General features: G+C 38.4%; 15 protein-coding genes. 9 read left to right on the plus strand and 6 right to left on the minus strand.

Annotation, left to right across the window (positions count from 1 at the left end):
- Positions 1–3 precede the first annotated feature (3 nt).
- Positions 4–7,161 (plus strand): amino acid adenylation domain-containing protein, encoded by a 7,158-nt coding sequence (locus CFY84_RS07410; RefSeq protein ID WP_088823584.1) that lies wholly within the window; start codon positions 4–6, stop codon positions 7,159–7,161.
- On the plus strand, positions 7,151–8,404 hold the full coding sequence (entS, locus tag CFY84_RS07415; protein WP_088823585.1) for an enterobactin transporter EntS: 1,254 nt from the start codon (positions 7,151–7,153) through the stop codon (positions 8,402–8,404). Before CFY84_RS07410 ends, entS begins: the two co-directional genes overlap by 11 nt.
- 56 nt (positions 8,405–8,460) lie before the next feature.
- Here entS and CFY84_RS07420 read toward each other — a convergent pair whose 3' ends face one another.
- The gene (locus tag CFY84_RS07420; protein WP_088823586.1) at positions 8,461–9,177 is read right to left on the minus strand and encodes a 4'-phosphopantetheinyl transferase family protein; all 717 of its coding nucleotides are present in this window, start codon (positions 9,175–9,177) and stop codon (positions 8,461–8,463) included.
- A gap of 426 nt (positions 9,178–9,603) precedes the next feature.
- On the opposite strand from CFY84_RS07420, the gene CFY84_RS07430 reads away from it, so the two are divergent.
- Positions 9,604–9,894 (plus strand): hypothetical protein, encoded by a 291-nt coding sequence (locus tag CFY84_RS07430; RefSeq protein ID WP_088823588.1) that lies wholly within the window; start codon positions 9,604–9,606, stop codon positions 9,892–9,894.
- A 3-nt stretch (positions 9,895–9,897) separates the two neighbouring features.
- The gene (locus tag CFY84_RS07435; RefSeq protein WP_088823589.1) at positions 9,898–11,469 is read left to right on the plus strand and encodes a PepSY-associated TM helix domain-containing protein; all 1,572 of its coding nucleotides are present in this window, start codon (positions 9,898–9,900) and stop codon (positions 11,467–11,469) included.
- A 71-nt stretch (positions 11,470–11,540) separates the two neighbouring features.
- Here the strand turns inward: CFY84_RS07435 and CFY84_RS07440 are convergent, their stop codons facing one another.
- A complete protein-coding gene (locus tag CFY84_RS07440; protein ID WP_088823590.1) occupies positions 11,541–12,245 on the minus strand; it encodes an amino acid kinase family protein in 705 nt (234 codons plus the stop codon).
- Positions 12,246–12,389: 144 nt separating this feature from the next.
- Positions 12,390–13,310 (minus strand): SMP-30/gluconolactonase/LRE family protein, encoded by a 921-nt coding sequence (locus CFY84_RS07445; protein WP_171289059.1) that lies wholly within the window; start codon positions 13,308–13,310, stop codon positions 12,390–12,392.
- 318 nt (positions 13,311–13,628) lie between these two features.
- On the opposite strand from CFY84_RS07445, the gene CFY84_RS07450 reads away from it, so the two are divergent.
- The 5 genes from CFY84_RS07450 to CFY84_RS07470 all read left to right on the plus strand — a co-directional run bounded on the left by CFY84_RS07450 (position 13,629) and on the right by CFY84_RS07470 (position 22,231).
- Complete coding sequence (locus CFY84_RS07450; RefSeq protein WP_088823592.1) at positions 13,629–13,865, plus strand: hypothetical protein; 237 nt, start codon at positions 13,629–13,631, stop codon at positions 13,863–13,865.
- A 476-nt stretch (positions 13,866–14,341) separates the two neighbouring features.
- Positions 14,342–15,955 carry a purine-cytosine permease family protein gene (locus tag CFY84_RS07455; protein ID WP_088823593.1) on the plus strand — a complete coding sequence of 538 codons (1,614 nt, stop codon included), beginning with the start codon at positions 14,342–14,344 and terminating at the stop codon, positions 15,953–15,955.
- A 103-nt stretch (positions 15,956–16,058) separates the two neighbouring features.
- Positions 16,059–17,879 (plus strand): allophanate hydrolase, encoded by a 1,821-nt coding sequence (atzF, locus tag CFY84_RS07460; RefSeq protein ID WP_088823594.1) that lies wholly within the window; start codon positions 16,059–16,061, stop codon positions 17,877–17,879.
- A 38-nt stretch (positions 17,880–17,917) separates the two neighbouring features.
- Entirely contained in the window at positions 17,918–21,535 is a 3,618-nt protein-coding gene (gene uca / locus CFY84_RS07465; protein WP_088823595.1) for an urea carboxylase, read from the plus strand.
- 3 nt (positions 21,536–21,538) lie between these two features.
- Positions 21,539–22,231 (plus strand): GntR family transcriptional regulator, encoded by a 693-nt coding sequence (locus tag CFY84_RS07470; RefSeq protein WP_088823596.1) that lies wholly within the window; start codon positions 21,539–21,541, stop codon positions 22,229–22,231.
- A gap of 60 nt (positions 22,232–22,291) precedes the next feature.
- Here the strand turns inward: CFY84_RS07470 and CFY84_RS07475 are convergent, their stop codons facing one another.
- The 3 genes from CFY84_RS07475 to prfB form a co-directional block, all read right to left on the minus strand.
- Positions 22,292–23,416: a glycerophosphodiester phosphodiesterase gene (locus CFY84_RS07475; protein WP_088823597.1), complete on the minus strand. Its 1,125-nt coding sequence runs from the start codon at positions 23,414–23,416 to the stop codon at positions 22,292–22,294.
- 109 nt (positions 23,417–23,525) lie between these two features.
- Positions 23,526–24,584 (minus strand): alkene reductase, encoded by a 1,059-nt coding sequence (locus tag CFY84_RS07480; RefSeq protein WP_088823598.1) that lies wholly within the window; start codon positions 24,582–24,584, stop codon positions 23,526–23,528.
- Positions 24,585–24,866: 282 nt separating this feature from the next.
- A protein-coding gene (gene prfB / locus CFY84_RS07485; protein ID WP_143218774.1) for a peptide chain release factor 2 occupies positions 24,867–25,962 on the minus strand; the annotation gives its coding sequence in 2 pieces (ribosomal slippage) (positions 24,867–25,889 and positions 25,891–25,962; 1,095 coding nt in all).
- Positions 25,963–26,264: the final 302 nt, after the last annotated feature.

Here is a 26,264-nt window from a genome sequence, read left to right on the forward strand (position 1 = left end):
CGCATGAATCAATCTTTACCTTACCGACCTCAAGCAAATACATCGTATACACAAGAGTACCCTCTACTATCGACACAGCATGGCATATTTTTGGCTGATCATTTAACTGAGATTGAAAACTTATATGCGGTTGCACACTGTTTAGAATGTCCAAATAGTTTAGATATCTCTCAATTTACATTGGCCATTCAACAAGGTATTACTGAAGCAAAATCCATTACAGCAGCTTATTCAACTCAAGCCCATCAGGCCGTATTTTTGCTTCAGCCTGATGCTAAAATTGCCATTGAAACATTGGACTTTCGTCATTTAGCTGCTGAACAAGCAATCCAACAAGTTTGGGATTGGATAGCTAGAGATCGTCAAAATGCCCCATCATTAAAGCAAAATAGTCATGCGCTCTATCGGCAAGTGCTTTTTCTAACGCATGACAAAGTATTTTGGTATCAACGCTATCACCATATTATGTTAGATGGTTTTAGCTTGATTCAACTGACTAAACGCATCATGGAAATTTATCAATACCGTGTGTTGAATCAACCTGTCACGCCATCGCCATTTATTGGTGTAGATGACGTCATTGGAGAGCGTTTGGCCTATGAAAAGAGCCAACAATTTAAAATAGACCAACAGTTTTGGCAGCGCTATTGTGAGGATTTACCCTCCCCCATCACACTGAGTATTCATCATGCTGCTGCAAAAACCACAGCGAAATTTGTACAGCATCAATTGCATTTTTCAACAGGAATTTTAAATAAAATTCAGCATCTTGCAACAGAGAACAAATGCACACTGCCTGATTTAATGATGGCATTGTCTTTATTGTATCTGTATAAAATGAGTGATAAATCTGCTTTGGTGGTGGGGATTCCATTCATGCGCAGACTTGGCTCTAAAGCCATTCGCGCTGTAATGCCAACAGTAAATGTGTTACCGGTCAAGTTTAATGTACTTCCAAACTCAAGCTGGTATGACTTAGCCACTCAAGTTCAACACATGCTGACATCGATTCGTCCACATCAAAAATATGATGCTGAACATATTGTGCGTGATCTTAACAGTGTCGATATTCACGAACGTATCCATGGCCCCATTCTAAATTATAAAGCGTTTGATCAAGACTTTAAGCTGGGTCAAGATGCTATTCAAACGCATCACATTTCTACCGGCCCAATTGATGACTTTGAGTTTTCATTTATTGTACAACAGCATACTTTAGTGATTGAGCTACGTGCAGATGCTGAACGTTATAGTCAGCAAGAGTTACTTGCACACGGGCAACGCCTCACCCTCCTTTTAGAGCAAGCATTAGCACAACCCAAACAGGCCATTCAACAGATAGACATTGTGCCGCAATCTGAAAAAAAAGCGTTAATTCAAGCTGGTACAGGTGAAAATATTACTCATCCGAATAAATATAATAATATTTTAGATATCTTTTATGAACAAGCTGCGTTATATCCTGACCGCATTGCACTCGTAAGTGGTGAGCGTGACCATTTATATCAACTCAGCTTTGCCGAACTATCCATTAAAATTAATCAATTTACACGATACTTAAAGGCACAAGGGGCCAAAAAAAATACCGTGATTGCGGCTGCAATGCCACGCTCTGCAGAATCTGTGGTGGTAATGCTGTCAATTTTAAATTCAGGTGCAAGCTTTTTACCCCTTGATTTAGATTATCCAATCGATCGCATGCAAATGATGTGTGAAGATGCCAATCCCATTTTTGTGCTGACTACACCATTGGTAACACATCAATTGCCACCTCATTTAAAACGGATTTACTTAGATGATCCACAGGTGCTTGAACAAATTCAACGCCAAGATAGCCAACCTATTCCACCAAGCCAACGTCATTTTGACTTTCAAGATGTTGCCTATGTCATTTTCACCTCAGGCAGTACAGGTCGCCCTAAAGGGGTGATGAATACACATGGGTCTTTACTGAATCTCATTCTTTCACATCAACACACAATTTTTCAACCTGCTTTAGATACAGTGAATCAAAAGCACCCACATCGCACATTACGTGCAGCACATACCCATTCATTTTCATTTGACTCATCATGGATACAAGTATTTTGGATGATATGGGGACAAGAATTACATATTTTTGATGAACATATGCGTCGTGATGCTTGGGGCTTAGTCCAAGAAATTCAGCATCGCCATATTGATACTTTGGACTTACCGCCGTCATTTTGTGCACAAATGATTACCAACGGTTTATTTGCTCAAGGTCAACATCATCCAAATCTAATTTTAATTGGTGGTGAGGCTGCACCATTGGCATTGTGGCAACAATTAAATGCTCAGCCTGATTTATTTGCACATAATTTATATGGTCCAACAGAATACACGGTTGACACATTCCGTGCAGAATTAAAACACACAGAGCGTCCTGTCATTGCCAACCCCATTGGCAATACACATGCTTATGTTTTAGATCGAGATTTAAAACTCTGTGCCACAGGGGTCATTGGTGAGCTTTATATTTCAGGTTTTGGTATTGCCAATGGGTATCTTGGACGTGCTGATTTAAGTGCAACACGCTTTGTAGCCAATCCATTTCAAAGTCAGCAACGAATGTACCGCACAGGTGATTTAGTGCGCTGGAATACCCAAGGCAAACTTGAATTTATGGGGCGTTGTGACGACCAAATTAAAATCCGTGGTTACCGTGTTGAAATTGGTGAAGTGGAAAATGCACTGTCTATTCTTCCCAATATTGAAAGTGCTGTGGTAATTGCAGAACCTATGAATAATAGCCATCGCTTATTGGGCTACTGTGTTGTGAAAGGCTTCGTATGGAATGCCTCAGATGCAGAACAATTAAGCCAATCTTATTTAAGTGTATTACGCGAAAATTTACCTGATTATATGGTGCCTTCTGCATTGACAGTGATGCAGCAATTTCCACGTAATGTCAGTGGTAAAGTGGATAAAAAAGCCTTACCTCGCCCACAAATATCGACACTGAGTCGTACAGCACAAACCCCTGAACAACAATTACTGTGTGACTTATCAGCTCAAATTCTCAAACTTGAACGCATGGGAATAGATGATGACTTTTTCATGATTGGAGGCGACAGTATTTCTGCCATTATGTTATGTACTCAATTACGTCAACATGGCTATGTACTCAAACCAAGCGAAGTATTCCAACTTAAAAATATGGCTGCCATGTCATCACGCTTGAAAAAGTTAGAACAACAGGCAAATACACCTTTAACTTCTCAGGCTTTAATCGACGAACAAGTGCTCCAACAGGTTAAATCTAAATATGGTGAGCATTTCACTGTATTGCCCTTATTACCACTGCATAAAGGCATGCTGTTTCATACACAATTAAACGCACAGCATGCAAGCTATAATGCATTTACCCAAATGAGTTTAACAGGTCAAATCAACCATCAAGATTTACAACATGCTTTAAATACAGTATTGGCAAAACATCCACAATTGGCAGGATGGTTTGACAGCGAAAATGCCGAAGAACCCATTTTTATTTACCAAGATCAAATCACCCAAAACTGGCCACTGACACAGCTCCACTGTACGGTCAATCAATTAGAAAACCACATTCAAGATGTGTTACAACAACCCATGCAGGTAAATCAGGCTTATGGATTAATTCGTGCAGTCTTGATTGAGCATAGCAAAACACATGCAGAGCTCATTATTCTGATTCATCATTTGTTAACAGATGGTTGGTCAACGCCCTTATTTATGCAAGACTTTATAGCAGCGTATCAAAAGCCTTCTGCCCATTTAAATCCACTGTCCCATTCATATCATGACGTTATGCTGCAACTGGTTCAGCAAGACCATGCCGCGTCTCAAACCATTTGGGCAGAAGATTTAGATGATGCACAACCTCTGATTTTATTTGAAGCCTCAAAAAATCATGCCATTCAAGAATATGCATATCAGCTCAGCCCTACACTGAGTCAACAACTAGAGCAGCGCCTTCGTGAAGTAGGTATTACCTTAAATGTGTTTATGCAAATAATTTGGGCAATGACGCTACAAACATATGCTTACCGTGAAGACATTATTTTTGGTACACCTGTCTCTGGTCGCACAGCACCTATTATGGGCTTAGAACAACAGATTGGTTTATTTCTCAATACCATCCCTGTACATGTCAAATTAAATATGCAAAAGAATTTGTGGCAACAGCTAGATGCATTACAGCAGCTGCATAGTCGCCATTTAGAACATGATGGCTTAGGTCTTAATGAAATTCAGAATCTCTGTGGTAAAGGACAATTATTTGATACCCTTTTGGTGGTGGAAAACTATCCTGATCATCAATATTTAGAGCAGCCTTTTGGCAATGCACAGATTGAAAAACTGACCAATCGCGGTTATAGCCATTATCCATTGGCACTGTTAGTGATACCTGACCAATCTATCGAACTGTTACTAGAGCATCGTGGTGTGGTTGATCAGCCTGATCTATTAATGATGCGTATTGTACAAATGATCGAAACTGCATTACATCAGCCACATTTAATATTGGCAGATTACCAAATGCAACTGCCGCAAGAAATGCAGTTTGTGCAATCGATCAATCAAACACAACATGATGTACCTGCCACCACATTACAAACCTTATTACAGCATGCAGCTCAAAAACATGCTCACACCGTAGCTTTAATTGATGCTGAGCATACACTGAATTTAAAACAAGTCCGTGAACAAGTCTGCTATTTGGCACAACAATTACAGCAGCATAATGTCCAAGCAGGTGATGTGGTTGCTATTGCATTACCCCGCTCAGCCAAATTGAGCTTGGCCGTTTTAGCGGTGATTGAAGCAGGTGCTGCCTATTTACCGATTGATTTACAGCATCCTCATGAACGTATTCAATATATGCTTGAAGATGCACAGCCTCGACTTATCATCACCGAATCCAACATATTGACTGATTTGCCGACCGCGCGATTTGATTTTGATGTACTATTTGAGATCCAAGCAGATACATTTGCCAATTACCAACCCCCCCCTATTTCCCCACAACATCCTGCTTATATGATCTATACCTCAGGAACAACAGGACAACCTAAAGGGGTATTGGTCTCTCACCAAGCCATTGTGAATCGGATTTTATGGATGCAAGCGCAATATCCGCTCCATACAGATGATGTGATATTACAAAAAACCCCAAGCACCTTTGATGTGTCAGTGTGGGAGTTTTTTTGGTCTTATTTGGTGGGTGCGCGTTTAGTGATGGCAGAAGAAAATGCCCACAAAGATCCAATTAAGTTATTAGATATCATTCAGACACAAGGCATTACAACACTACATTTTGTCCCATCCATGTTGTCAGTGTTTGAACAAGCAGTTCGTGCATGTATATCTCAAACAGAATGTCAGCAACTGCCATTAAAACGAGTATTTTGTAGTGGTGAAGCGTTACCTACAAGCTTAACCACGAGCTTTAGTCAGCACTTTAATGCAGATTTATATAATTTATATGGCCCAACAGAAGCTGCGGTGGATGTCAGTTTTATGCAAGCTAATACGGCAATAGACACCTCAGAACATCACATTGCGATTGGCTATCCTGTTTGGAATACCGAACTTTATATTTTAGATCAGTATTTACGCCCTGTGCCACTCAATGTCGATGGTGAACTGTATATTGCAGGTGAACAATTGGCTTTGGGATATCATCACCGACCTGATTTAACAGCAAGCCGTTTTGTGGCCAATCCATTTCATCATGGCAAACGCATGTACCGCACAGGGGATATTGCGCATTGGCAATCAAATGGTCGTATTCAATATGTTGGCCGTGCTGATGATCAAGTAAAAATTCGTGGTCAACGTGTTGAATTAGGCGAAATTGAACAGCAAATTCGTTTAATCACGCAAGTAGATGATGTTGTGGTTCATCCTGTTGTTTTGAATCCTTCGCAAGAACCGCAATTGGTGGCATATTTAAAAACAGCCACAGCATTAGAAACTGCTGCAATCAACAAAAAATTGGCAAAAGTATTGCCGCCTTACATGTGCCCAAGTCACTTCATTTCACTGACTGAATTTCCTTTAAGTCATAATGGTAAATTAGACCGTAAAGCGTTACCTAAACCTATTGCCCTACAGACACATACTCAGCGATTACCACATTCTGAAATACAGCATCAAGTTGCTGCAATATTTAAAAAGATTTTAAACATTGAAGATGATATTTCGATTGATGCTGATTTTTTTGCGCTTGGTGGTCATTCAATTTTAGTGATGAAATTGGTGATCGAACTACGCAAAGTATTTAATCAGTCTTTACCAATGGGCATGTTAATGACACATGTGAGTATTGAGCGTATCGCAGCCTTATTGTTATCACAAGAACGAATCCACCATGTGGAACAAAGTGGTATGCAAGCGGTGTTGCCAATACGTGAAGGCACCACACGGCCGCTATTTTGTTTTGCACCAGGTTCAGGCTCTGCATGGCAATATACGGCATTGTCACCGTATCTTGATCCAAGTATTCCTATGATTGGCTTACAATCTCCTCGTCCCGATGGGCTGCTTGCAACCAGTAGCACACTTGATGAATTGGTCGAAAAACAATTGGCAATCATTCGTACCATACAGCCACATGGACCATATTACTTTTTAGGGTATTCCTTAGGTGGAACAGTAGCATATGCATTAGCAGCCAAACTGCTTGCACAAAATGAACAGGTGGATTATTTAGGATTATTAGATACGTATCCTGCCGAAATTCATCAGTGGTTAGATGCCTCAGCTGAAGACCTACATGCTGAAGCAGAACAAGAACAATTGCAGTTTTTTAATGATGTTTTAGATGATGCAGATGTGTCTCTTTGTCAAGAAACTCAGCGTTTGCAAGAAGATATTTTTGCAAATTATCGTGATGCAGTACGGCTATTAAAACCATTTAAAATGCCAAAATTTAATGGTCATTTACATCTTGTGGTTGCAGAAAAAGATTTACTTTCGTATATCCAACCACAAGCTCAGTGGCAACCTTTGGTCGCACAGCTTTCAATAACCACGCTGCCAAATGCAGATCACAGTAATGTGTTATCACCAAGCCAACTCAAAACATTTGGGCAGACGTTAAACCAATATATTATGCAGGCTCGTCATATTGCGGAGATTGATCATGTCATTTAACCGCTTAGTGACAGATTTTAGTATTCTGAAAACCAACCGTCATTTTCGTCATATTTTTATTGCACGAACTTTGTCGTTATTAACCATTGGAATGTTAATTGTTGCCATTCCACAACAAGTTTACCAAATGACACATGACCTGTTGCATGTCGCTTTTGCGACTGCAATTGAAGGCATTGCCATGTTTATTGGGTTGTTATTGGGTGGCATTTTATCTGACCGTTATGACCGAAAAAAACTGATTTTATGTGCTCGAAGTTTATGTGGTATTGGGTTTATCGGCTTGGCTGTGAATGCCATGTTGAGTTCTTCATCACTTAGCGTCATTTATTTTTTAAGTGCTTGGGATGGTTTCTTTGGTGCCTTAGGTGTAACCGCCATGATGGCAGTCATGCCCATTATTGTTGGTCGTGAAAATATTATGCAAGCACGTGCTGTCAGCATGTTGTCAATCCGTCTTGCAACAGTGATTGCTCCTGCATTAGGTGGCATAATTATCGCTACAACCAATATTGCTGCTGCTTATTGGATTGCAGCCATCGGTACTTTATTGACTGTGATGTTATTGCTCAACTTGCCGTCCCTTAAACCACTGCAACACAATGAAAATACTGAATCACCATTCAAACAACTGTTATTAGGCTTTAAATTTGTGTTCCATCATAAAATTGTCGGCAGTACCATTTTAATTGGTACGCTGCTTAGTTTTAGTAGCGCAATTCGTATTGTTTTTCCACAAATGGTTGAGCAGCAATTTGCAGGTGGTGCGTTTGAATTGGGACTCATGTATTCAGCAGTGCCTTTAGGAAGCGTTGTTGCTGCTTTTTTAAGTGGTTGGACCAATCAACTTATCCGTCCAGGGAATGTCATGCTGTATTTTTGCTTGGCCGTATTTACAAGTATGATTGCGATTGGTTTGAGTCCATGGTTTAGCCTGACCTTGTTTATTTTAACCGTATTTGGTTACTGCAGTGCGGTTGCCAACTTATTACAATATAGTATTGTGCAAGGCCATACGCCTGATCATTACTTGGGGCGTATTAATTCCATTTGGTTGGCACAAGATGCATCTACAGATTCTATTGCCACCACAGGTCTAGGCTTACTCACGCGTTTCTTACCGATTGCAAGCAGTATCTTTTATTTTGGGTTAATCAGTTTATTCATTGGATTACTGTGCATGATGCGTTTTAGCAGCGTACGGAAAACAAGCTTACAAGATCCTGATTTACAAGAAAGTTAATACAGCATCAGAAGAAAGCAACTTGCTTTCTTCTGACCTCCCCCATCTAAATGCCTTTATTTCAATTGAGAAACCCAAGTCATTATGTGGTTTGGAGCGACTTGCCAATAGCCATCATACTCATCAAGCAGTTGATACTTTTTCTGTATGTGATCTGAGAATTTTAATTTAACCCGCTGCTCTGCGAATGATATTTCAAATAAAGATGCATCTAAAAAATCAATATAATGCTGAACTTGTGGATAAACAGCTTTATATAAACTTTCTTTCATAGAAAACACAAGAGTAAGAAATTGCTGAAAGCTAAAATATGATTGTGCTTTTTGCCATATATTTAAATCTTGCTGATTTAAAATTAAATGCTGTCCATCTGTTAATAACTCCTCGCTCACCCAATGCTCTATATCCATGCCAATATAATTGACTTGGCAAGAGACCATGACCACAACTTGCTGCTTGGAGTGACTAATACTGCCTAAAATAGGTGAAATCCATTGGGGTAAACGCTGTACACACGATGTAATTGGTTGATAAAAATTAAAATGATGTGCCAATATCGCCTGAGTTAAAATCCTTCCGCTATAAAATTCTAATTGCCGCTGAGCAACAGCATGCTGCATATATTGTGGAGGCTTAAGAGATTTGAACAACTCAAGATCAATATGGTTTAAATCCAATTGATAGCAGATCCAATCCTTGCCTAAATTTAATTTTTCCGCTTGTTTAAATACGTGCTGAATTAAACGTGAATTAAAATATAAATAATGATTCATTAAAAAATGCTAATAAAATAAATTGTTAAATAAAATTATATATTTATAGTTTAAATTATTTTCTAGTGATCACTTTTATTTAAGCTTAAAAATATAAATTATTTACTTGATAATGATTATCAATTATATATACTCTTCAACAAATAAACAATGATTATAATTTATCATTCATATGAAAATGCTTGGAATATTACTCACGCTCATAGGGACATTGAGCATCTATTGCAGCCATAAAAATCAGAATTTATTCATCGTACCTCTTCCGCAAATATTTAAATTATTGGGAATAGAGATTTTATTGGTTGCACTGATTGTCCTCCTCATCAGCTTACCTAAAGTGGTTGCTTGCTTCATTTGGATTACGTTAATGATTTTGGTTTGGTCACATATTCCATTCATTAAACTCTTGAAACGCAGGCTGAATCCATGAAAAAAAATGCTGCGAAAACAATTCAACCTGATTGGTGGTCAAAGTCATGTGTTGGGGCAATTTTAGGTTTAAGTTTAGCGATTGCTTTGGGCAATTTAATTGTGGTGATTGGTAAACACTTTTTTGCGGTTGGTCTGATGGTACAGATTGGCATGTGGAGTATTGCATGGTTGTGGATGCCCCTCTTTTTTATCAGCTATCTATTTTATACCGGTAAAACTGCGTTTATCTACATGGCACTTGCCAATACCGTGGCCTATAGCTGCCTGTTCTTTTTACGAGGATAAAGCATGAAAATTCGCTCTGATCTCATGAAACTCGCAAAAAGTATGCATACTTGGGTGGGTGTAAGTGCAGGTATTTTATTGTTCATCTGCTTTTTTGCAGGTGGGTTAAGTATGTTTCAACATCAAATTAGTCAATGGTCGACGCCACAACAGCAAGTTTTACCTGCTATCCAACCTGAGCAATATAGCCAACTTATCCAACAAGTTCAGGAAAAATATCCTGCTACCCGACAGTCTTTTTTATTAAACATTCATTCTCTTGAACATCAATATGCCCCATTAATTTGGAAAGAATCTGAACATCGTCAAGGCTTTAATCTTGCACAACAGACATGGCTTGCAAGCTTAGATTCGCAAGGTCAGCTCATGACACAACAAGTTAATTTATCCAAAGCAGGTTGGTTAATCGAACAATTGCATGAAACGGCGGGTATTCCTGGCATGGTTGGCCGCCATGGCTTAGGCGTTTATGTGATGGGTGTGGTTGCCATATTATATTTTTTAGCCTTAATGACCGGTCTCATTTTATTACTTCCTACATTGGTCAAAGACTATTTTGCGGTTCGTCCCGGAAAAAATAAAAAACGTTTTTGGTTAGACACCCATAATGTGGTTGGAATCACAAGCTTACCGTTTCATATCATTATTTGTATTTCTGTCATTGTTTTTGCATTTCATGATTTTTTTTATGATTCAATTAATCAGCTTGCGATGAAAGGAAAACCTGCTTTTAACCGACCCAAACAAGAGCAACCTCATTTTCCATCAACCACGCTCGATATTCAGCAAATATTGCTCAAAACTCAAAAAGTAGCACCTGAATACACTGTGGACTACATTGAATTTAGTAATTTAGATCAGCCGCAAAAAGCGGCAGCACGTATTGCTTTATATAGCAGCGATCAAATGTTGCGTGGGGCATCAAATGATTTTGTACGCATGAACCCATACCACATTGAAAAGATCAATTACAGTGGTATTAGCACGCAAACAGATGCAGGCAATACCTTGGTCAATGCGATGTTTAGTCTACATTTTGGTAGCTATGGTGGTGATGTGGTACGTTGGATTTATTTTATTTTTGGTATAGGCGGTGCTTTTTTATTTTATTCAGGCAACATTCTTTGGATTGAAAGCCGTGCTAAAAAGCAAAAATTTGCACATGACCCGATTCCTGTTCAACGTAAAGATGTCACTTTTTTTGCGAATTTAACCATTGGCATGTGTTTAGGCTGTATTTTTGCAATTACAGGAACATTATTGATAAGTTGTTGGTTTTATTCAGTCGTTCATATCACAAGCATAAATCACTTCTTCCTTTATAGTTATTATGCTTTTTTCCTTTTGTGTACAGCTTATACATTCATGGTTGGCTATGCAAAAGCATTGCCGCATTTATTGGCAGCCATTTCAGTCAGTTTGGTTCTAATGCCAATCACCTCGTTCATCATCTCTAGCACCAACATTTGGCTTAATGTGCTTGCGCTATGTACCGCGTTTATGTTCTTTCGCTTTTATCAACAAGCGCAAGACCGTGCACATGCAGCACCTATAGGCTCGTTATGGGCAAAATAACTTTGTTGATAAACGACCTGTTTAATGTATTCAGGTCGTTTATCAAAACACATTTTGAATGGTGTATCATATTAAATTATAAATGTACCAATAGTCTCTTCGCCTATCAGTGCTTTATATAAACGATCTGAGTACATACCATTTCCAACCCAAACCTTGCCTCCTCTTTTTAAAATAAACTCAGGAACACATCGATCAACAGCCGTATGACCAAATGTGATTAACTCTTGAGCAGAAATACTTTGTAAGGGTTTGGCTTGTGCAAAATCAGAATTTATTGGAAATATTCCATCTACATTGGTTAAAACCATTGTAATTGGGCTCTGTATAACCCATGAAAACCAAACAGCTATACCATCAGAAGTGATATCCCAAGTTTTTTGAAAAGGATCCATGGTAAAAATAATCTGTGATGGTAGTAAAACAGGTATTAAATGTTGATCAGATATAAATCGAGCTTCTGCCAATGTAGTACATGGTCGTAAATATTTGCTAAAAATAGGATCACAAATCATCAAACCGGTCTGATCTTGAGCTCGCGCACAAGCTGCATGATGTGTTTCTGCAGATAAAGTATATTTTTGATCTATTTTTTCAATTGCTTTATCTGTTGGACCACCTCCAGGAATAACTAAAAGCTTTTTACCGTTTAACCGGCAAATTTCTAACGCTTGTATGGCATGATGCATTTTTTCAGCATCAATTAATAAACTACCACCAAACTTAATCACACAATCAAAATTATAGTCTGTATATCCACAAATATGATGATTCATAAAAACCTGTCTTTTACTGGTTATTCATTTAATAGTGCAATATTTAAATTAAAAATAATTTCTTTACTAAAATTTTAAATTTTTGATAAAGAAAATACCTATCCTCAAATTAATTAATGATATTTTGAATAACTCATAAAATGATTAGTTAGCTGCGCTCACATCAACGGCTAAACGATAAAGCGATGTACCACCTGTGATATAAACCACTTTGCTTCCATTTTTTAAGGTGGTAAATACCATGTTAGCAACAGGGGTTGGAAATTTGAGTTGACCTAATAATTTTCCTGCTTCAGTGAAAACATGAATATATTCACCACCCGTCACCCAAATATTGCCTTTATCATCGACAGCTAAGCCATCTGGTATACCTGTATCAATTCGTGCAAACATTCGACCATGTTGCGTCTGTTTATTGTCATCAATGTCATAGACAAATACATGATGATTCAATTGCTTATTGTTTTGATCATGCGCAATCTGTGAATCAGTCAAATACAGTTTTTTCTGATTAGGGCTAAAGGCAATTCCATTTGGTGTTTTAACCTCTGGTGTATTTAGTCGAATCAGTTGCTTAGATTTTGGAGAAAAACGATAACTGAATTCACCACCCACCACAGCATTACCACCATAACCTTCATTGTCTTTTTGAATACCAAAGGTTGGGTCGGTAAACCAAATATCTCCATCTCGATCAATAATTAAATCATTTGGACTATTTAGTTTTTTATCTCCATATAAATCGACAAGAATATTCCACGTTCCATCTGCCTCTAGGCGCTCAATGGCTCGTTTACCATGCGATGCTGCAACCACACGGCCTTGATGATCAATAGCATGACCATTATGAAATTGTGCTGGAAATAACCACGTTTTAACACCTGTTTGATCATTCCACTGTAATACTCTGTTATTTTCAATATCGCTCCAAATAATTGTTCCACCTTGTAAAATTGCTGGTCCTTCGCTCCATTTTGCTTGATCGGTAATCACTTCAATTTTAGCGTCTTTCGGAATAGGTAATGCTGCAAAGGTATGTAAACTCACCGCATAAACCATACTCATGACGAGTTGCTTGAACATTATGCTTTCTCTCCGTGTTTTATTTAAGCATTCACTTTATTATTTAATTTCAGTAATTAATTTAATTATCCCGTTGCAATGTATATGGCTCAGCCATCACCATTAAAATAAAATATTAGCTTTAAATCATTTAACACTTCAATATATCAAGTGTGAATAGCTCATAATAATAAATCTTAAAATATACAATTATTAAACTAATTATATAATAAGTGAACATTGTCACACAATAAACTTAATTATAAAATCCCGACCCTATAGAGGAATCTATTTCTAATTATCAATATATGGAACATAAACATGATAAAGCACTGTATTTTTGTATTGCCTGTTTTTTTATTATTATTGTCTGGCTGTGTATCTGAACAACAACAAATTCAGATGGATAAACAGAAGTGTTTAAATTTTGGTTACACCAACAGTAATAAACTTGCTGACTGTGTTAAAGACATTCAAATTCAAAGAGATAAAGAGTCTAATTATAACTTTAGACAAAATAACCGTTGGATGCATACCCAATCATCAAAGAGTAAATAAATTGATTTAAATATATTTAAATCAAAAAATATTATTACTTAATAAATAGGTATATTTTCATACCTATTTATTCATTTTATTTAATATTTATAATAAATCAGTGATTTATCAAAAATAAAATTAAAATAGATGAATTAAGAGATTAACTATTAAACTGAGTCATCAACTTAACTTATTACTCATATTATAATATAGACCTATCTGTATATTAAGTTATCCTCTATTACTCTTATTTAAAATCATCAAATATCTAAAATTTTTACAACATATACATTAATGAATATCAAAAAATTTATTATCTAAATTTCCTTAATAAAATTACACATTTTAATTCACCTCAATTTAACCAACTAATTTAATTAAATTTTTCATATTAAAATTGCAAAATTGGATTATTCATTCAATAAATATTGGCACAAGGCTTGCTACATATCATATGCATTTAATAAATAAAACTAAGGACAGGAGCATATGAAATGCAAAACTCTCATTCAACGCATGTCATTGACCGTGAAAAACCAACGGATCAATCAGCTCACGAAACATTAGAAGATTACACTTTACGTTATGCACCATACAGTTTTCGGCGATGGAGTCCAAAAGTTGTTGCCATTACTGCACTTGGTGGAATTGCCTATTTAGCTGATTTTTCCATTGGTGCCAGTATTGGAATGACTTATGGCACAACCAATGCTTTTTATTCAATTTTATTTGCAGCACTCATTATTTTTATTACTGGTATTCCACTGTCTTATTATGCAGCACGATATAATATTGATTTAGATTTGATCACTCGCGGCGCAGGTTTTGGATATTTTGGCTCAGTTATCACAAGCATTATTTTTGCAAGTTTCACCTTTATATTTTTTGCCCTTGAAGGTTCGATCATGGCGCAAGGACTATTATTGGGCTTAAATATTCCATTATGGCTCGGTTATATGATTTCGACATTCATGGTCATTCCGTTAGTTATCTATGGCATGAAAGCTTTAACCCAATTACAGGTTTGGACTACCCCTATTTGGTTAATTTTAATGATTGGTCCAGTCGCATATTTGATTTACCAAGAGCCTGATTTGGTTCAATCATTTGTCACATTTCATGGTCAATCAGGCTATCCTGTCGGTGATCTTGCTGCCATTATGCTCGGTGCGGGCATTTGTTTATCGCTGATCATGCAAATTGGTGAGCAAATTGATTATTTACGTTTCATGCCCGCAAAAACTAAAGAAAATAGCACTTCATGGTGGATTGCTGTTATTTCTGCAGGTCCAGGTTGGGTCATTCTTGGTGCAATCAAGCAAATGATTGGCGCTTTTTTGGGCTTTTATTTACTGACTAAACTTCCAGGCGTTGATTCAGCAGAACCAGTACAACAATTTAATGCTGCTTTTCACGACATGGTGCCAGGCTGGTTGGCTTTGTCTTTGGCTGTCATCTTGGTGGTTATTTCACAAATTAAAATTAATGTCACAAATGCCTATTCAGGTTCACTTGCTTGGACCAGTGCTTATACACGAATCACCAAAAAGTATCCTGGTCGTATTATCTTTGTTTTATTTAATCTCGCCATTGCTTTGTTGCTTATGGAAGGCAACATGTTTGCTGTTTTGGGTAAGATTCTTGGTTTTTATTCAAACTTTGCAATTTCGTGGGTTGTGGTGGTGGCTACAGATATCGCTATAAATAAATATCTACTCAAACTATCTCCGAAACAACCTGAATATCGCCGGGAAATGCTATATGACTATAACCCTGTGGGTTTAATTGCTTTTTTTACGGCAGCAGGTTTATCACTTCTTGCCTTCTTTGGCTTTTTAGGCAGTTTTTTATCTTCTTACTCACCACTTATTGCATTGGTCACAGGATTTATTTTAACTCCTATTCTTGGATTAATTACCCAAGGAAAATATTATATTCAGCACACAGATGATGGCATTGATGAACCTCGATTTGACCAAGACGGATCACCTGTGGCCACAGTCTATACCTGTTTATCCTGTGATCAAGATTATGAAAGACCTGATGTCATGCACTCAGTTAAACACCGTGGTGTTATTTGTTCATTATGTAAAACCATGGAAAAATAACTTCTTTATATGATCCTCGTCTTGTAAACAACGTTGATTTTACTCTTGGCATATTTTATGCTTATTTTTAAGCATCAACTTGTATACAAGATGGGATTTTAAAATGGATATTAAAAAAACCTGTGGATGGACAATTCGTGATTGGCAAGTCGCTTATCAAAATTTAGACATAAAAATAGAAGATTTAATTCGTTTTGTGGAACAATTTGATCCAAATGATCCCGCATGGATTTCAATTGCATCTCGTCAACACATCCAAGATCAAATAGAGCAACTACAAAATGCCATCCTTGATGCATCATCATCTGATGAATTTCCATTGTATGGTATTCCTTTTGCAGTCAAGGACAATATTGATGTAGCTGATTTTGTATCAACAGCAGCTTGTCAGGCACTTACAACAAAAGCCTCAAAAGATGCCACACTAATACAACGGCTCAAACAAGCAGGCGCTATTGTGGTTGGTAAAACCAACTTAGATCAGTTTGCGACAGGCTTGGTCGGAACACGTTCACCTTATGGTGCGGTACACAACACCTTTGATGCAGATTACGTCAGCGGCGGTTCAAGCTCAGGTTCAGCAAGTGTCGTTGCACGTGGACTTGTTCCTTTTTCCTTAGGTACAGATACAGCAGGTTCTGGACGAATTCCTGCTGGCTTTAATAATATTGTTGGTTTAAAGCCGACCAAAGGTCGTTTTTCAAATAATGGATTATTGCCTGCTTGTAAAAGTCTAGACTGTATTTCCATTTTTGCACTGACGGTTAAAGATGCTGAATATGTTGCCAACTTAGCAGAAGGCTATGATGAACAAGACAGTTATTCTCGTCACCATCCGAATACTGCACCTGCACAATTTTCTAAGCAGCCTGTTTTTGCCATTCCAAGCCATTTAGAGTTTTTTGGTGATCATCAAGCAAAACAGGCATTCCAAACTGCTGTTGCCAAGTTAAAATCACTTGATGTATCTATCAAAGAAATAGATTTTACACCTTTTAAAACGCTGGCATTACAACTTTACCAAAGTGCTTGGGTTGCTGAACGTACTGCTGCACTAACGCCCTATTTAACTGAACACCATGCAGATTTTGACCCAACTGTGCGTCAAATTGTACAACAAGGACATCAATACAGCGCAGTTGATGCCTATCAAGCTGAATACTTAAAACAAGATTTAGCACGTCAAATTCAATCTATTTTGGCTGAAGTTGATGCCCTGTTTTTACCAACTTCCCCGACCATTTACACCATCGAACAAATTAAAAAAGATCCGATTCAATACAACTCGCATTTCGGTACTTATACCAATTTCACCAATTTGGCGGATTTGAGTGCACTCGCATTGCCTGCTGGGTTTAGGGAGGATGGCCTACCACATGGCATTACATTAATTGCCAATGCATGGCATGATCAGGCTTTAGTACATTTTGGCAAATACTGGCAAAACCATTTGAATTTAACTTTAGGTGCAACACACCAACCGCTAAAGAAACAACCAACAATATCACCACCATCTAAGCATCATGTCCGGATTGCTGTGGTGGGTGCACATTTAACAGGAATGCCATTAAACGCTCAACTGACCGAGAGACAAGCGGTATTGGTTGAAACAACTCAGACCTCTCAGGCTTATAGTTTATATGCGTTAAAAGGCACAACACCGCCCAAACCAGGATTAGCACGAGATGAAATCAATGGACAACAGATTATTGTCGAACTTTGGGATATACCTCTTGCAAGATTTGGAGAATTTGTTGCTGAAATCCCAACACCGCTTGGCATAGGTAACATTGAACTTACAGATGGACGCTGGGTTAAAGGATTTATTTGTGAACCTTATGGGTTACAACATGCTGAAGATATCAGCCATTTTGGCGGTTGGCGTGCTTATATTCAGCATCTTCATGCGTCGCATACTGCATAACATATTGCATCAACTGAAACTGATCAAAGGGATTCGCTATGTTTCATACTGTTCTTATTGCAAACCGTGGTGAAATTGCGGTTAGGGCTATTCGCACGCTGAAAAAATTAGGCATTCAAAGTGTCGCTGTGTATTCATCATCTGACCGTTATGCACAGCATGTTTTAGATGCAGACGTGGCTATTTCTTTAGATGGTACTAAACCCGCTGAAACGTATTTAAATATTGAAAAACTGATTCAAATTGCATTAGATACAGGTGCCGAGGCAATTTTTCCAGGCTATGGTTTTTTATCTGAAAGTGCTGAATTTGCACATGTCTGTGAAGAAAATAATATTGTATTTATCGGTCCTACAGCGACACAAATTGTTGAATTTGGTCTAAAACATCGAGCACGAGAACTTGCAGCTTGTGCAAATGTCCCGATGACACCAGGTACAGGACTGTTAACCAATTTAGCAGATGCAATTTCATCAGCTGAAGAAATTGGCTATCCCGTTATGCTCAAAAGTACCGCTGGCGGCGGTGGTATTGGTTTAACTCGTTGTAATTCAGAACAAGAACTGATTGATGCCTATGACAGTGTAAAACGGCTTGGAGAACAGTTTTTCAAAGATTCAGGTGTATTTTTAGAACGCTTTATCGATCAAGCACGCCATGTAGAAGTGCAAATATTAGGTGATGGTCAAGGCACTGTGGTCGCATTAGGCGAGCGTGACTGCACTTTGCAACGACGTAACCAAAAAATTATAGAAGAAACCCCTGCTGCTCAACTACCACAGGCGACTCAAAAAAAGCTCCATCAAGCTGCGATTCAATTGGGTGAATCGGTTCAGTATCGCAGTGCTGGCACTGTCGAATTTATTTATGATGCTGTCCGTGATGAGTTTTATTTTTTAGAGGTCAACACACGTTTACAAGTTGAACATCCGATTACAGAAATGGTGACCGGATTAGATTTAGTTGAGTGCATGTTGCGCATTGCCGCCAATGATCGATTAGATTGGCAAGCATTATCAGCCCTTCAACCTAACGGTACAGCCATTGAAGTCAGAATTTACGCTGAAGATCCTGTACAGCAGTTTAAGCCGAGCCCTGGCATATTAACCGATGTATATTTCCCACCTAATATTCGAGTAGACACGTGGGTAAGCACAGGAACTGAAATTTCACAGTACTTTGACCCCATGATTGCCAAAGTCATCATTCATGCTCCAACACGACAAGAAGCGATCGCTCAATTACAACATGCTTTGAGCAAGATTCGACTCAATGGTATCAGTACCAATCTTGACTATGCACGTAAAATTATTGCTGATCAACGCTTCCATGCCATGCAAATTTGGACACGCATGTTAGATGATTTTTCATTTTGCCCACATGTCATTGAAGTGCTTGACGCAGGTACAGCAAGTTCTATTCAAGATTACCCTGGACGTATCGGATATTGGGATATTGGCGTTCCACCATCTGGCCCAATGGACGACTTTGCATTTCAGCTTGCCAACCGTATTGTAGGCAATCATGAAACAGCAGCAGGCTTTGAATTCACCCTACATGGACCGACATTTAAATTTCATGCAGATACTGTGATTGCCTTAACAGGTGCACCATCTGATGCACTACTCGATGGAGAACCCGTTCATTTTTGGCAACCGATTGATATTCAAGCAGGTCAGCAGCTTAGTTTAGGTTATGTTACCTCAGGCTGCCGTACTTATATGGCAGTACGACATGGCTTAGATGTGCCTTTATATTTAAATAGCCGTTCAACATTTGCTTTGGGGCATTTTGGTGGACATGCAGGTCGTACACTTCGTATCGGAGACACCATTAAAATGGTAGATCCTTTACAAGCATCTGATCATGTGCAAACTGCATCTACTTTGCCCCAAGCTTTAGCGCAAGATGCAGTTCCTCACTATAGCAATCAATGGAACATTGGCGTGGTATATGGACCACATGGCGCACCTGATTTTTTCACAGAAGAATATATCAAGACATTTTTTGACACACAGTGGACAGTGCATTTTAACTCTAATCGTTTAGGTGTTCGATTACTTGGACCGACACCAAACTGGGCACGCGAAAATGGTGGCGAAGCAGGATTACATCCATCCAATGTCCATGACTGTGAATATGCCATTGGTGCCATTAATTTCACAGGTGATTTTCCTGTTATTATTGCCAAAGATGGACCAAGCTTGGGAGGTTTTGTTTGCCCTGTTACTATTGCACATGCTGAGTTATGGAAAATTGGACAGTTAAAAGCAGATGATCAAATCACTTTTTATCCACTAAACATTGCTGAAGCCAATGAATTAGAAAAACAACAAAAACATACTATTGAGCATTTAGTGCAGCCTGTGCAGCCTGTGCAGCCTGTGCAGCAGCCGATAATGACTCACGCTGAGCCAACATCAGCAATATTAATACAAATTGAATCCACTGAAATTTCACCTAAAATTGTTTATCGCCAAGCAGGAGACCGTTATATTCTCCTAGAATATGGTGATAATGTCTTAGACCTCTCGCTGCGCTTACGAGTTCATCAACTGATTCAATCAATACAACACCTAAAAATTAAAGGCGTGTTAGAGCTTTCTCCGGGCGTCAGATCACTCCAAATTAAATATGATGGTTTAATTATTCCGCAGCAAGAATTAATTTATCAATTGATCGCTATTGAACACAATATGGGTGATTTAAGCCAAATTAAAGTGCCATCTCGGATTATTCATTTGCCCATGGCATTTGAAGACAGTGCAACATTAAACGCTGTTCAACGCTATCAAGACAGTGTTTGTGCCACTGCACCTTGGCTTCCAAATAATGTCGATTTCATTCAACGCATCAATGGCTTAGAACATCGAAATCAAGTGAAAAAAATCTTGTTTGATGCAAAATATCTCATCTTGGGTTTAGGTGATGTTTATTTAACAGCCCCTTGTGCTGTGCCAATTGACCCAAGACATCGCCTACTCAGCTCTAAATACAGTCCTGCACGTACTTTTACTGCAGAAGGTACCGTAGGCATTGGTGGAATGTATATGTGTATTTATGGCATGGACTCACCAGGTGGTTATCAATTGGTTGGGCGTACACTGCCGATTTGGAGCAGATTTAAAAAGAATAGCCAATTTAGTGATCAAGAGTGGTTTTTACGCTTTTTTGATCAAATTAAATATTTTGAAGTCACAGAAACTGAGTTAGAGCAATGGCGTGAAGATTTTGCACATGGTTTAGCTGAAATTAAAATCGAAAGCACAGAGTTTGATTATGCAAAATACTGTACTTTTTTAGAAAATGAAGCTGAAAGTATCCAAGCGTTTAAAGACCAACAACAAGCTGCTTTTGAACGAGAAGTCTCACATTGGAAAGAGCAACCTGCGCCTGCTGAATATACGCTCGCTGAAGATCATTCATCGCAAGATTTTAGCCAATATACGGCCATCAATGCATCGATGACGGGAAATGTTTGGAAAATTTTAGTTGAAGCAGGTCAGATTATTCAGCAAGATGAGCCGATTGCCGTCATTGAAGCCATGAAAATGGAACTGCCTGTTTATGCGCCTAAAAAAGGCATCGTTAAAGCAGTAATGTGTCGTACAGGACAAACTGTTCATGGTGGCGAACCACTTGTTTATATGGAATAAGTCATGAAAAAAACGACAGCAACTACACATCGCGCTGAAAATTTATCTGAATTGGTATATCAACAATTAAAAGCTGATATTTTTGATTTTAAGTTAGCCCCAGGTGAGCGATTTACCGAGTCTGAAATGTGTGAACATTATCAGGTAAGTCGAACACCGATACGCCAAGCTTTATATCGTTTACAGCAAGAAGGTTATGTTGAAGTCGGCTTTCGTCGAGGGTGGCAAATCAAGCCGCTGAATTTTCGCTACTATGAAGAACTGTATGATGTACGCACTATTTTAGAAAAAGTGGCTGTAGAAACGCTATGTGCAAACCCTAGCCAAGCAAGTATTGAACTAGAGGTTTTAAAAGAACAATGGTGTATTGCGCCTGAACACTATTTAAAAGACATTAAAACACTTTCTAAGCAAGATGAGGCCTTTCATTGTGCTTTGGTTCGAGCTGCTGCAAACCAAGAAATGGCGCGAATTCATAAAGAACTCAGTGAGAAAATGCGTATTATACGGCGCTTAGACTTTTCTAAACAACACCGTATTGAGGCCACCTATCTTGAGCATCAAACCATATTAAATTATATATTTGAGCATAATACCGAGGCCGCTTTAAATGCATTGGTATCACATATTCAACAAAGCCGTGATGAGGTCAAAAAAATTACTTTACACATGCTCGATTCAAGCCAATTTATTTAGGTGTTACTAAAAAATAAAGCGAGCACCGTGCTCGCTTTATTCAAAAACCAAGATGATCACTTATTTAATGGTCGCAATCGCTTCACGGCCAAGTTTTGAATCATCTGTAAAGAAGCCATCAATACCAAGCTTGATGTATTGCTGAATTTCTTTAATTGAACCTGTTGGGCAACGCTGATCTGCAACAGCACTACATTTTAAGTTTTCTGGTAAGAAATTATTTTCTGGTCTAAATGTATATGGATGTACTTTTAACCCAGCTTGATGCGCATCAGCCACATAAGTGGTTGGCTGCTGTGTTGCTTGATTAAAGATATAGCCTTTGCTAGGACCAACGCCATCTGCATATGTCGCAACTTGCTTTAAACCATTTGCTGTTGCTAAGTCTGCATATGTGGTCGCGACATCTTGCTTCACAAAATCAGCAGGACGAATGGCAGGATCATCATACAATTGAATAATTTTTGCATGTTGAATACCATATTTTTTAGTACGGTCTTTTAAGTACTTTAAGTTGGTTACTTCAAAAGACTGTAAATATACAGGTGCAATGTCACGCGTATATTTATATTTTGCAAGCGTTTTTAATAGGCGGTCTTCCATTGCCAAACCTTGCGATGCAAAATAAGTTGGGTGTTTGGTTTCAATGTATAAACCAATGACACGGCCTGTTTTTCTGTAATGTCTTTCTGCTAAACGAATAATCTGATCAAGGGTTGGAATACCATATAAATCATTAAACGTTGTATTGGCAGGACGAATATTTGGAATACGCTCTCTGGCTTTTAACTGTCTGATTTCTTTTGCTGTAAAATCTTCTGTAAACCAACCTTCTAATGTGTGTCCATCAATGACTTTTGTGGTTTTACGCTGAGCAAAAATAGGCAACGCACTCACATTTGATGTACCACCAATTTCATTTTCATGACGAGCAATTAATACACCGTCTTTTGTTGAGACCAAGTCTGGCTCAATAATATCAGCACCATCTTCAATTGCTTTTTGATAAGATGCCAATGTATGTTCCGGGCGCAATGCGCTTGCACCACGGTGGGCAATGACTAAAACTCCGTCTTGTTTATTTTCTTGGGTGGCGTGATTTTTTTTCACTTGGTGTGCAAAAGTTTCACCTGCACAAACAAACATAGAAACCGCACTTAAACCCAATAACACTTTTTTAAGCATACTTTGCCTCAATTGTTGTTATGACAATTTAAGTGCTTATCATGTAACAGTTTCTTTACTGTTCTATGAAAAATGCCTCTGGGACAGAGGCATTTATTAAAAAAAGTAATTATATTTTTGGGTAATCTGTATAACCTTTCTCTGGCGGTGCATCAGATGGATATAATGTGTTTGCATCAAGTTCATTGAGCGGTAAATTTTGCTCTAAACGTGTTAATAAGTCAGGATTAGCAATAAATAAGCGTCCGAAAGCAACCGCATCGGCCTGACCATCACGTAAAATTTGTTTTGCGCTATCAGCAGTTAAGTTTTCATTGGCAATCCAAGCACCACTAAATTGCTCACGTAGTTTTGGACCAATGCTATCTTCAGCCTGATGCTCACGTGAAAAAATGAATGAAATATGACGCTGATTTAGTTGTTTAACCACATAGCTAAATGTTTCGAATGGATTAGCATCGCTTACATCATGTTGGTCACCACGTGGCGAGATGTGTACACCAACTCGGCCTGCGCCCCACACCTCAATAAATACATCAGTTACTTCAAGCAGTAAACGTGCACGGTTTTCAACTGAACCACCATATTCATCTGTTCGGGTATTGGTCCCTGAATGTAAGAATTGATCAATCAAATAACCATTGGCCGCATGTAGCTCTACCCCATCAAAACCTGCGAGTTTTGCAAGCTCTGCAGCCTGCTTAAACTCAGCAACAATGGCTTTAATTTCATCAACGCTCAGCGCTCGTGGCTCTACATAAGCACGTTTAGGACGCAATAAGCTAACACGCCCTTGAGGTTGAATGGCACTTGGTGCCACAGGCGTTTCGCCATTTAATAAATCTGGATGTGAAATGCGCCCAACATGCCACAATTGGCTAACAATCGTTGAACCTTGCTCATGAACAGCATCTGTTATTTTTTTCCAAGCATGGGCTTGCTCTTGGTTCCATAGCCCGGGTGTATTTTCATATCCCACAGCATCATGACCAATGACAGTTGCTTCGGTTAAAATTAATCCCGCATTAGCACGTTGTTTATAATATTCCACGCTTAAATCTGTTGGAATGCGTTCTGGGTTACTGCGTGCACGCGTTAACGGTGCCAAAACCAAGCGATTTTTAAATTCAAGATCACCCGCTTTAAACGGTGAGTTCAACTCAGCCATATTCTTCTCCATTTCTTACAATTTATATGATTTACATGGTGTTTTACAGCTTGTGTTTGAAGAATGTACCGAACCAATTGTTATTTTTATCTTCGCTCATCATATTGTAGATGTATAAAATGGATCATCCCCAAACCCATTTATTTTTTGATCACGAGACATCAGCTGATTCAGCTAGTCATTTCATACTAACTGAATCTAAGCATCGTGGTTATGCTGATTCATGATATGTATATTTATCTCACAAAAACACTACACAGCATCATGTTTCAGCACAAGACCTTAAAGGCCTTGTTTTAAACTGGCTTCAATAAATTTATCTAAATCACCATCTAATACAGCAGTGGTATTTGAGTTTTCAATACCTGTTCTTAAGTCTTTAATACGCGAGTCATCAAGGACATAAGATCGAATTTGGCTGCCCCACCCAATATCTGATTTAGAATCTTCTAATGCTTGTGCAGCATCATTGCGTTTTTGCATTTCTAACTCATACAATTTTGCACGCAGAAGCTTCCATGCACGGTCACGGTTGGCATGTTGTGAACGCTCGTTTTGACAAGCAACCACTGTACCGGTTGGGGTATGGGTTAGACGTACTGCAGAATCCGTTTTGTTGATGTGCTGACCGCCTGCACCAGATGCACGATAAGTATCTGTACGAACATCTGCAGGATTGATATCAATTTCGATGTTGTCATCGACTTCAGGTGATACAAACACTGCACTAAACGATGTATGACGACGGTTACCACTGTCAAATGGTGATTTACGGACTAAACGGTGAACGCCCGTTTCTGTTCTTAACCAACCAAAAGCAAATTCGCCTTCGACTCGTAGTGTTGCCGATTTAATCCCTGCAACATCACCATCAGACACTTCCATCAACTCAGCTTTAAAGCCATGACGCTCAATCCAACGCATATACATTCGAAGTAACATCGATGCCCAGTCTTGTGCTTCTGTACCGCCCGAGCCTGATTGAATATCCAAAAAGCATGCATTTGGATCCATCGGATTGTTAAACATCCGTCTAAATTCAAGCTGTGCTAAAGCAGTCTCTGCCGCATCTAACTCACTTTGAACATCAGTTAATAGGCTTTCATCATCAGCTTCAACAGCCAAATCAAGCATGGCTTTTGCATCATCTAACTGTTCTGCTAAACCATCTAAAACATTTAACACATTTTCAAGCTCGCCTTTTTCTTTGGCCATGTTTTGAGCTCGTTTTTGGTCATTCCAGATGGTGGGATCTTCTAATTCACGTAAGACTTCTTCCAAACGCTCCTTTTTCAGATCATAGTCAAAGATACCCCCGTAATATTTGACTACGGTCGGATAAGTCTTTTAATTGATTTAAATACGGGTTAATTTCCACGTAATTCTCACTTACTCAATATTGAATCACTATTTTAACATATACCAGCTTGGCTCAAAGCCCTGTTTTAAACTTGCTGATCATTCATTTTCCTCAAGAAATCACTCAATATTTTTAGTCAAAAAATCAATTAATTACATGAAATAGACAGTTCATACACATAGTTAATAAAAGAAAACAATAATTTTTTATTTTTTAAATCAAATATTTACAATCAAAAATAGAATATTTAATGAAACTTTAAGATTTTATTTACCTGACAGCCATTGACCACTTTACGGTTTAACTTAAACTTCAACTTG

Source organism: Acinetobacter apis, from assembly GCF_900197575.1.
GTDB classification, from domain to species: domain Bacteria; phylum Pseudomonadota; class Gammaproteobacteria; order Pseudomonadales; family Moraxellaceae; genus Acinetobacter; species Acinetobacter apis.

Coding starts and splice junctions, on each gene's coding strand:
- CFY84_RS07410 (WP_088823584.1), top strand. CDS start 4: ATGAATCAATCTTTACCTTACCGACCTCAAGCAAATACATCGTATACA.
- entS (WP_088823585.1), top strand. CDS start 7,151: ATGTCATTTAACCGCTTAGTGACAGATTTTAGTATTCTGAAAACCAAC.
- CFY84_RS07420 (WP_088823586.1), bottom strand. CDS start 9,177: ATGAATCATTATTTATATTTTAATTCACGTTTAATTCAGCACGTATTT.
- CFY84_RS07430 (WP_088823588.1), top strand. CDS start 9,604: ATGAAAAAAAATGCTGCGAAAACAATTCAACCTGATTGGTGGTCAAAG.
- CFY84_RS07435 (WP_088823589.1), top strand. CDS start 9,898: ATGAAAATTCGCTCTGATCTCATGAAACTCGCAAAAAGTATGCATACT.
- CFY84_RS07440 (WP_088823590.1), bottom strand. CDS start 12,245: ATGAATCATCATATTTGTGGATATACAGACTATAATTTTGATTGTGTG.
- CFY84_RS07445 (WP_171289059.1), bottom strand. CDS start 13,310: ATGAGTATGGTTTATGCGGTGAGTTTACATACCTTTGCAGCATTACCT.
- CFY84_RS07450 (WP_088823592.1), top strand. CDS start 13,629: ATGATAAAGCACTGTATTTTTGTATTGCCTGTTTTTTTATTATTATTG.
- CFY84_RS07455 (WP_088823593.1), top strand. CDS start 14,342: ATGCAAAACTCTCATTCAACGCATGTCATTGACCGTGAAAAACCAACG.
- atzF (WP_088823594.1), top strand. CDS start 16,059: ATGGATATTAAAAAAACCTGTGGATGGACAATTCGTGATTGGCAAGTC.
- uca (WP_088823595.1), top strand. CDS start 17,918: ATGTTTCATACTGTTCTTATTGCAAACCGTGGTGAAATTGCGGTTAGG.
- CFY84_RS07470 (WP_088823596.1), top strand. CDS start 21,539: ATGAAAAAAACGACAGCAACTACACATCGCGCTGAAAATTTATCTGAA.
- CFY84_RS07475 (WP_088823597.1), bottom strand. CDS start 23,416: ATGCTTAAAAAAGTGTTATTGGGTTTAAGTGCGGTTTCTATGTTTGTT.
- CFY84_RS07480 (WP_088823598.1), bottom strand. CDS start 24,584: ATGGCTGAGTTGAACTCACCGTTTAAAGCGGGTGATCTTGAATTTAAA.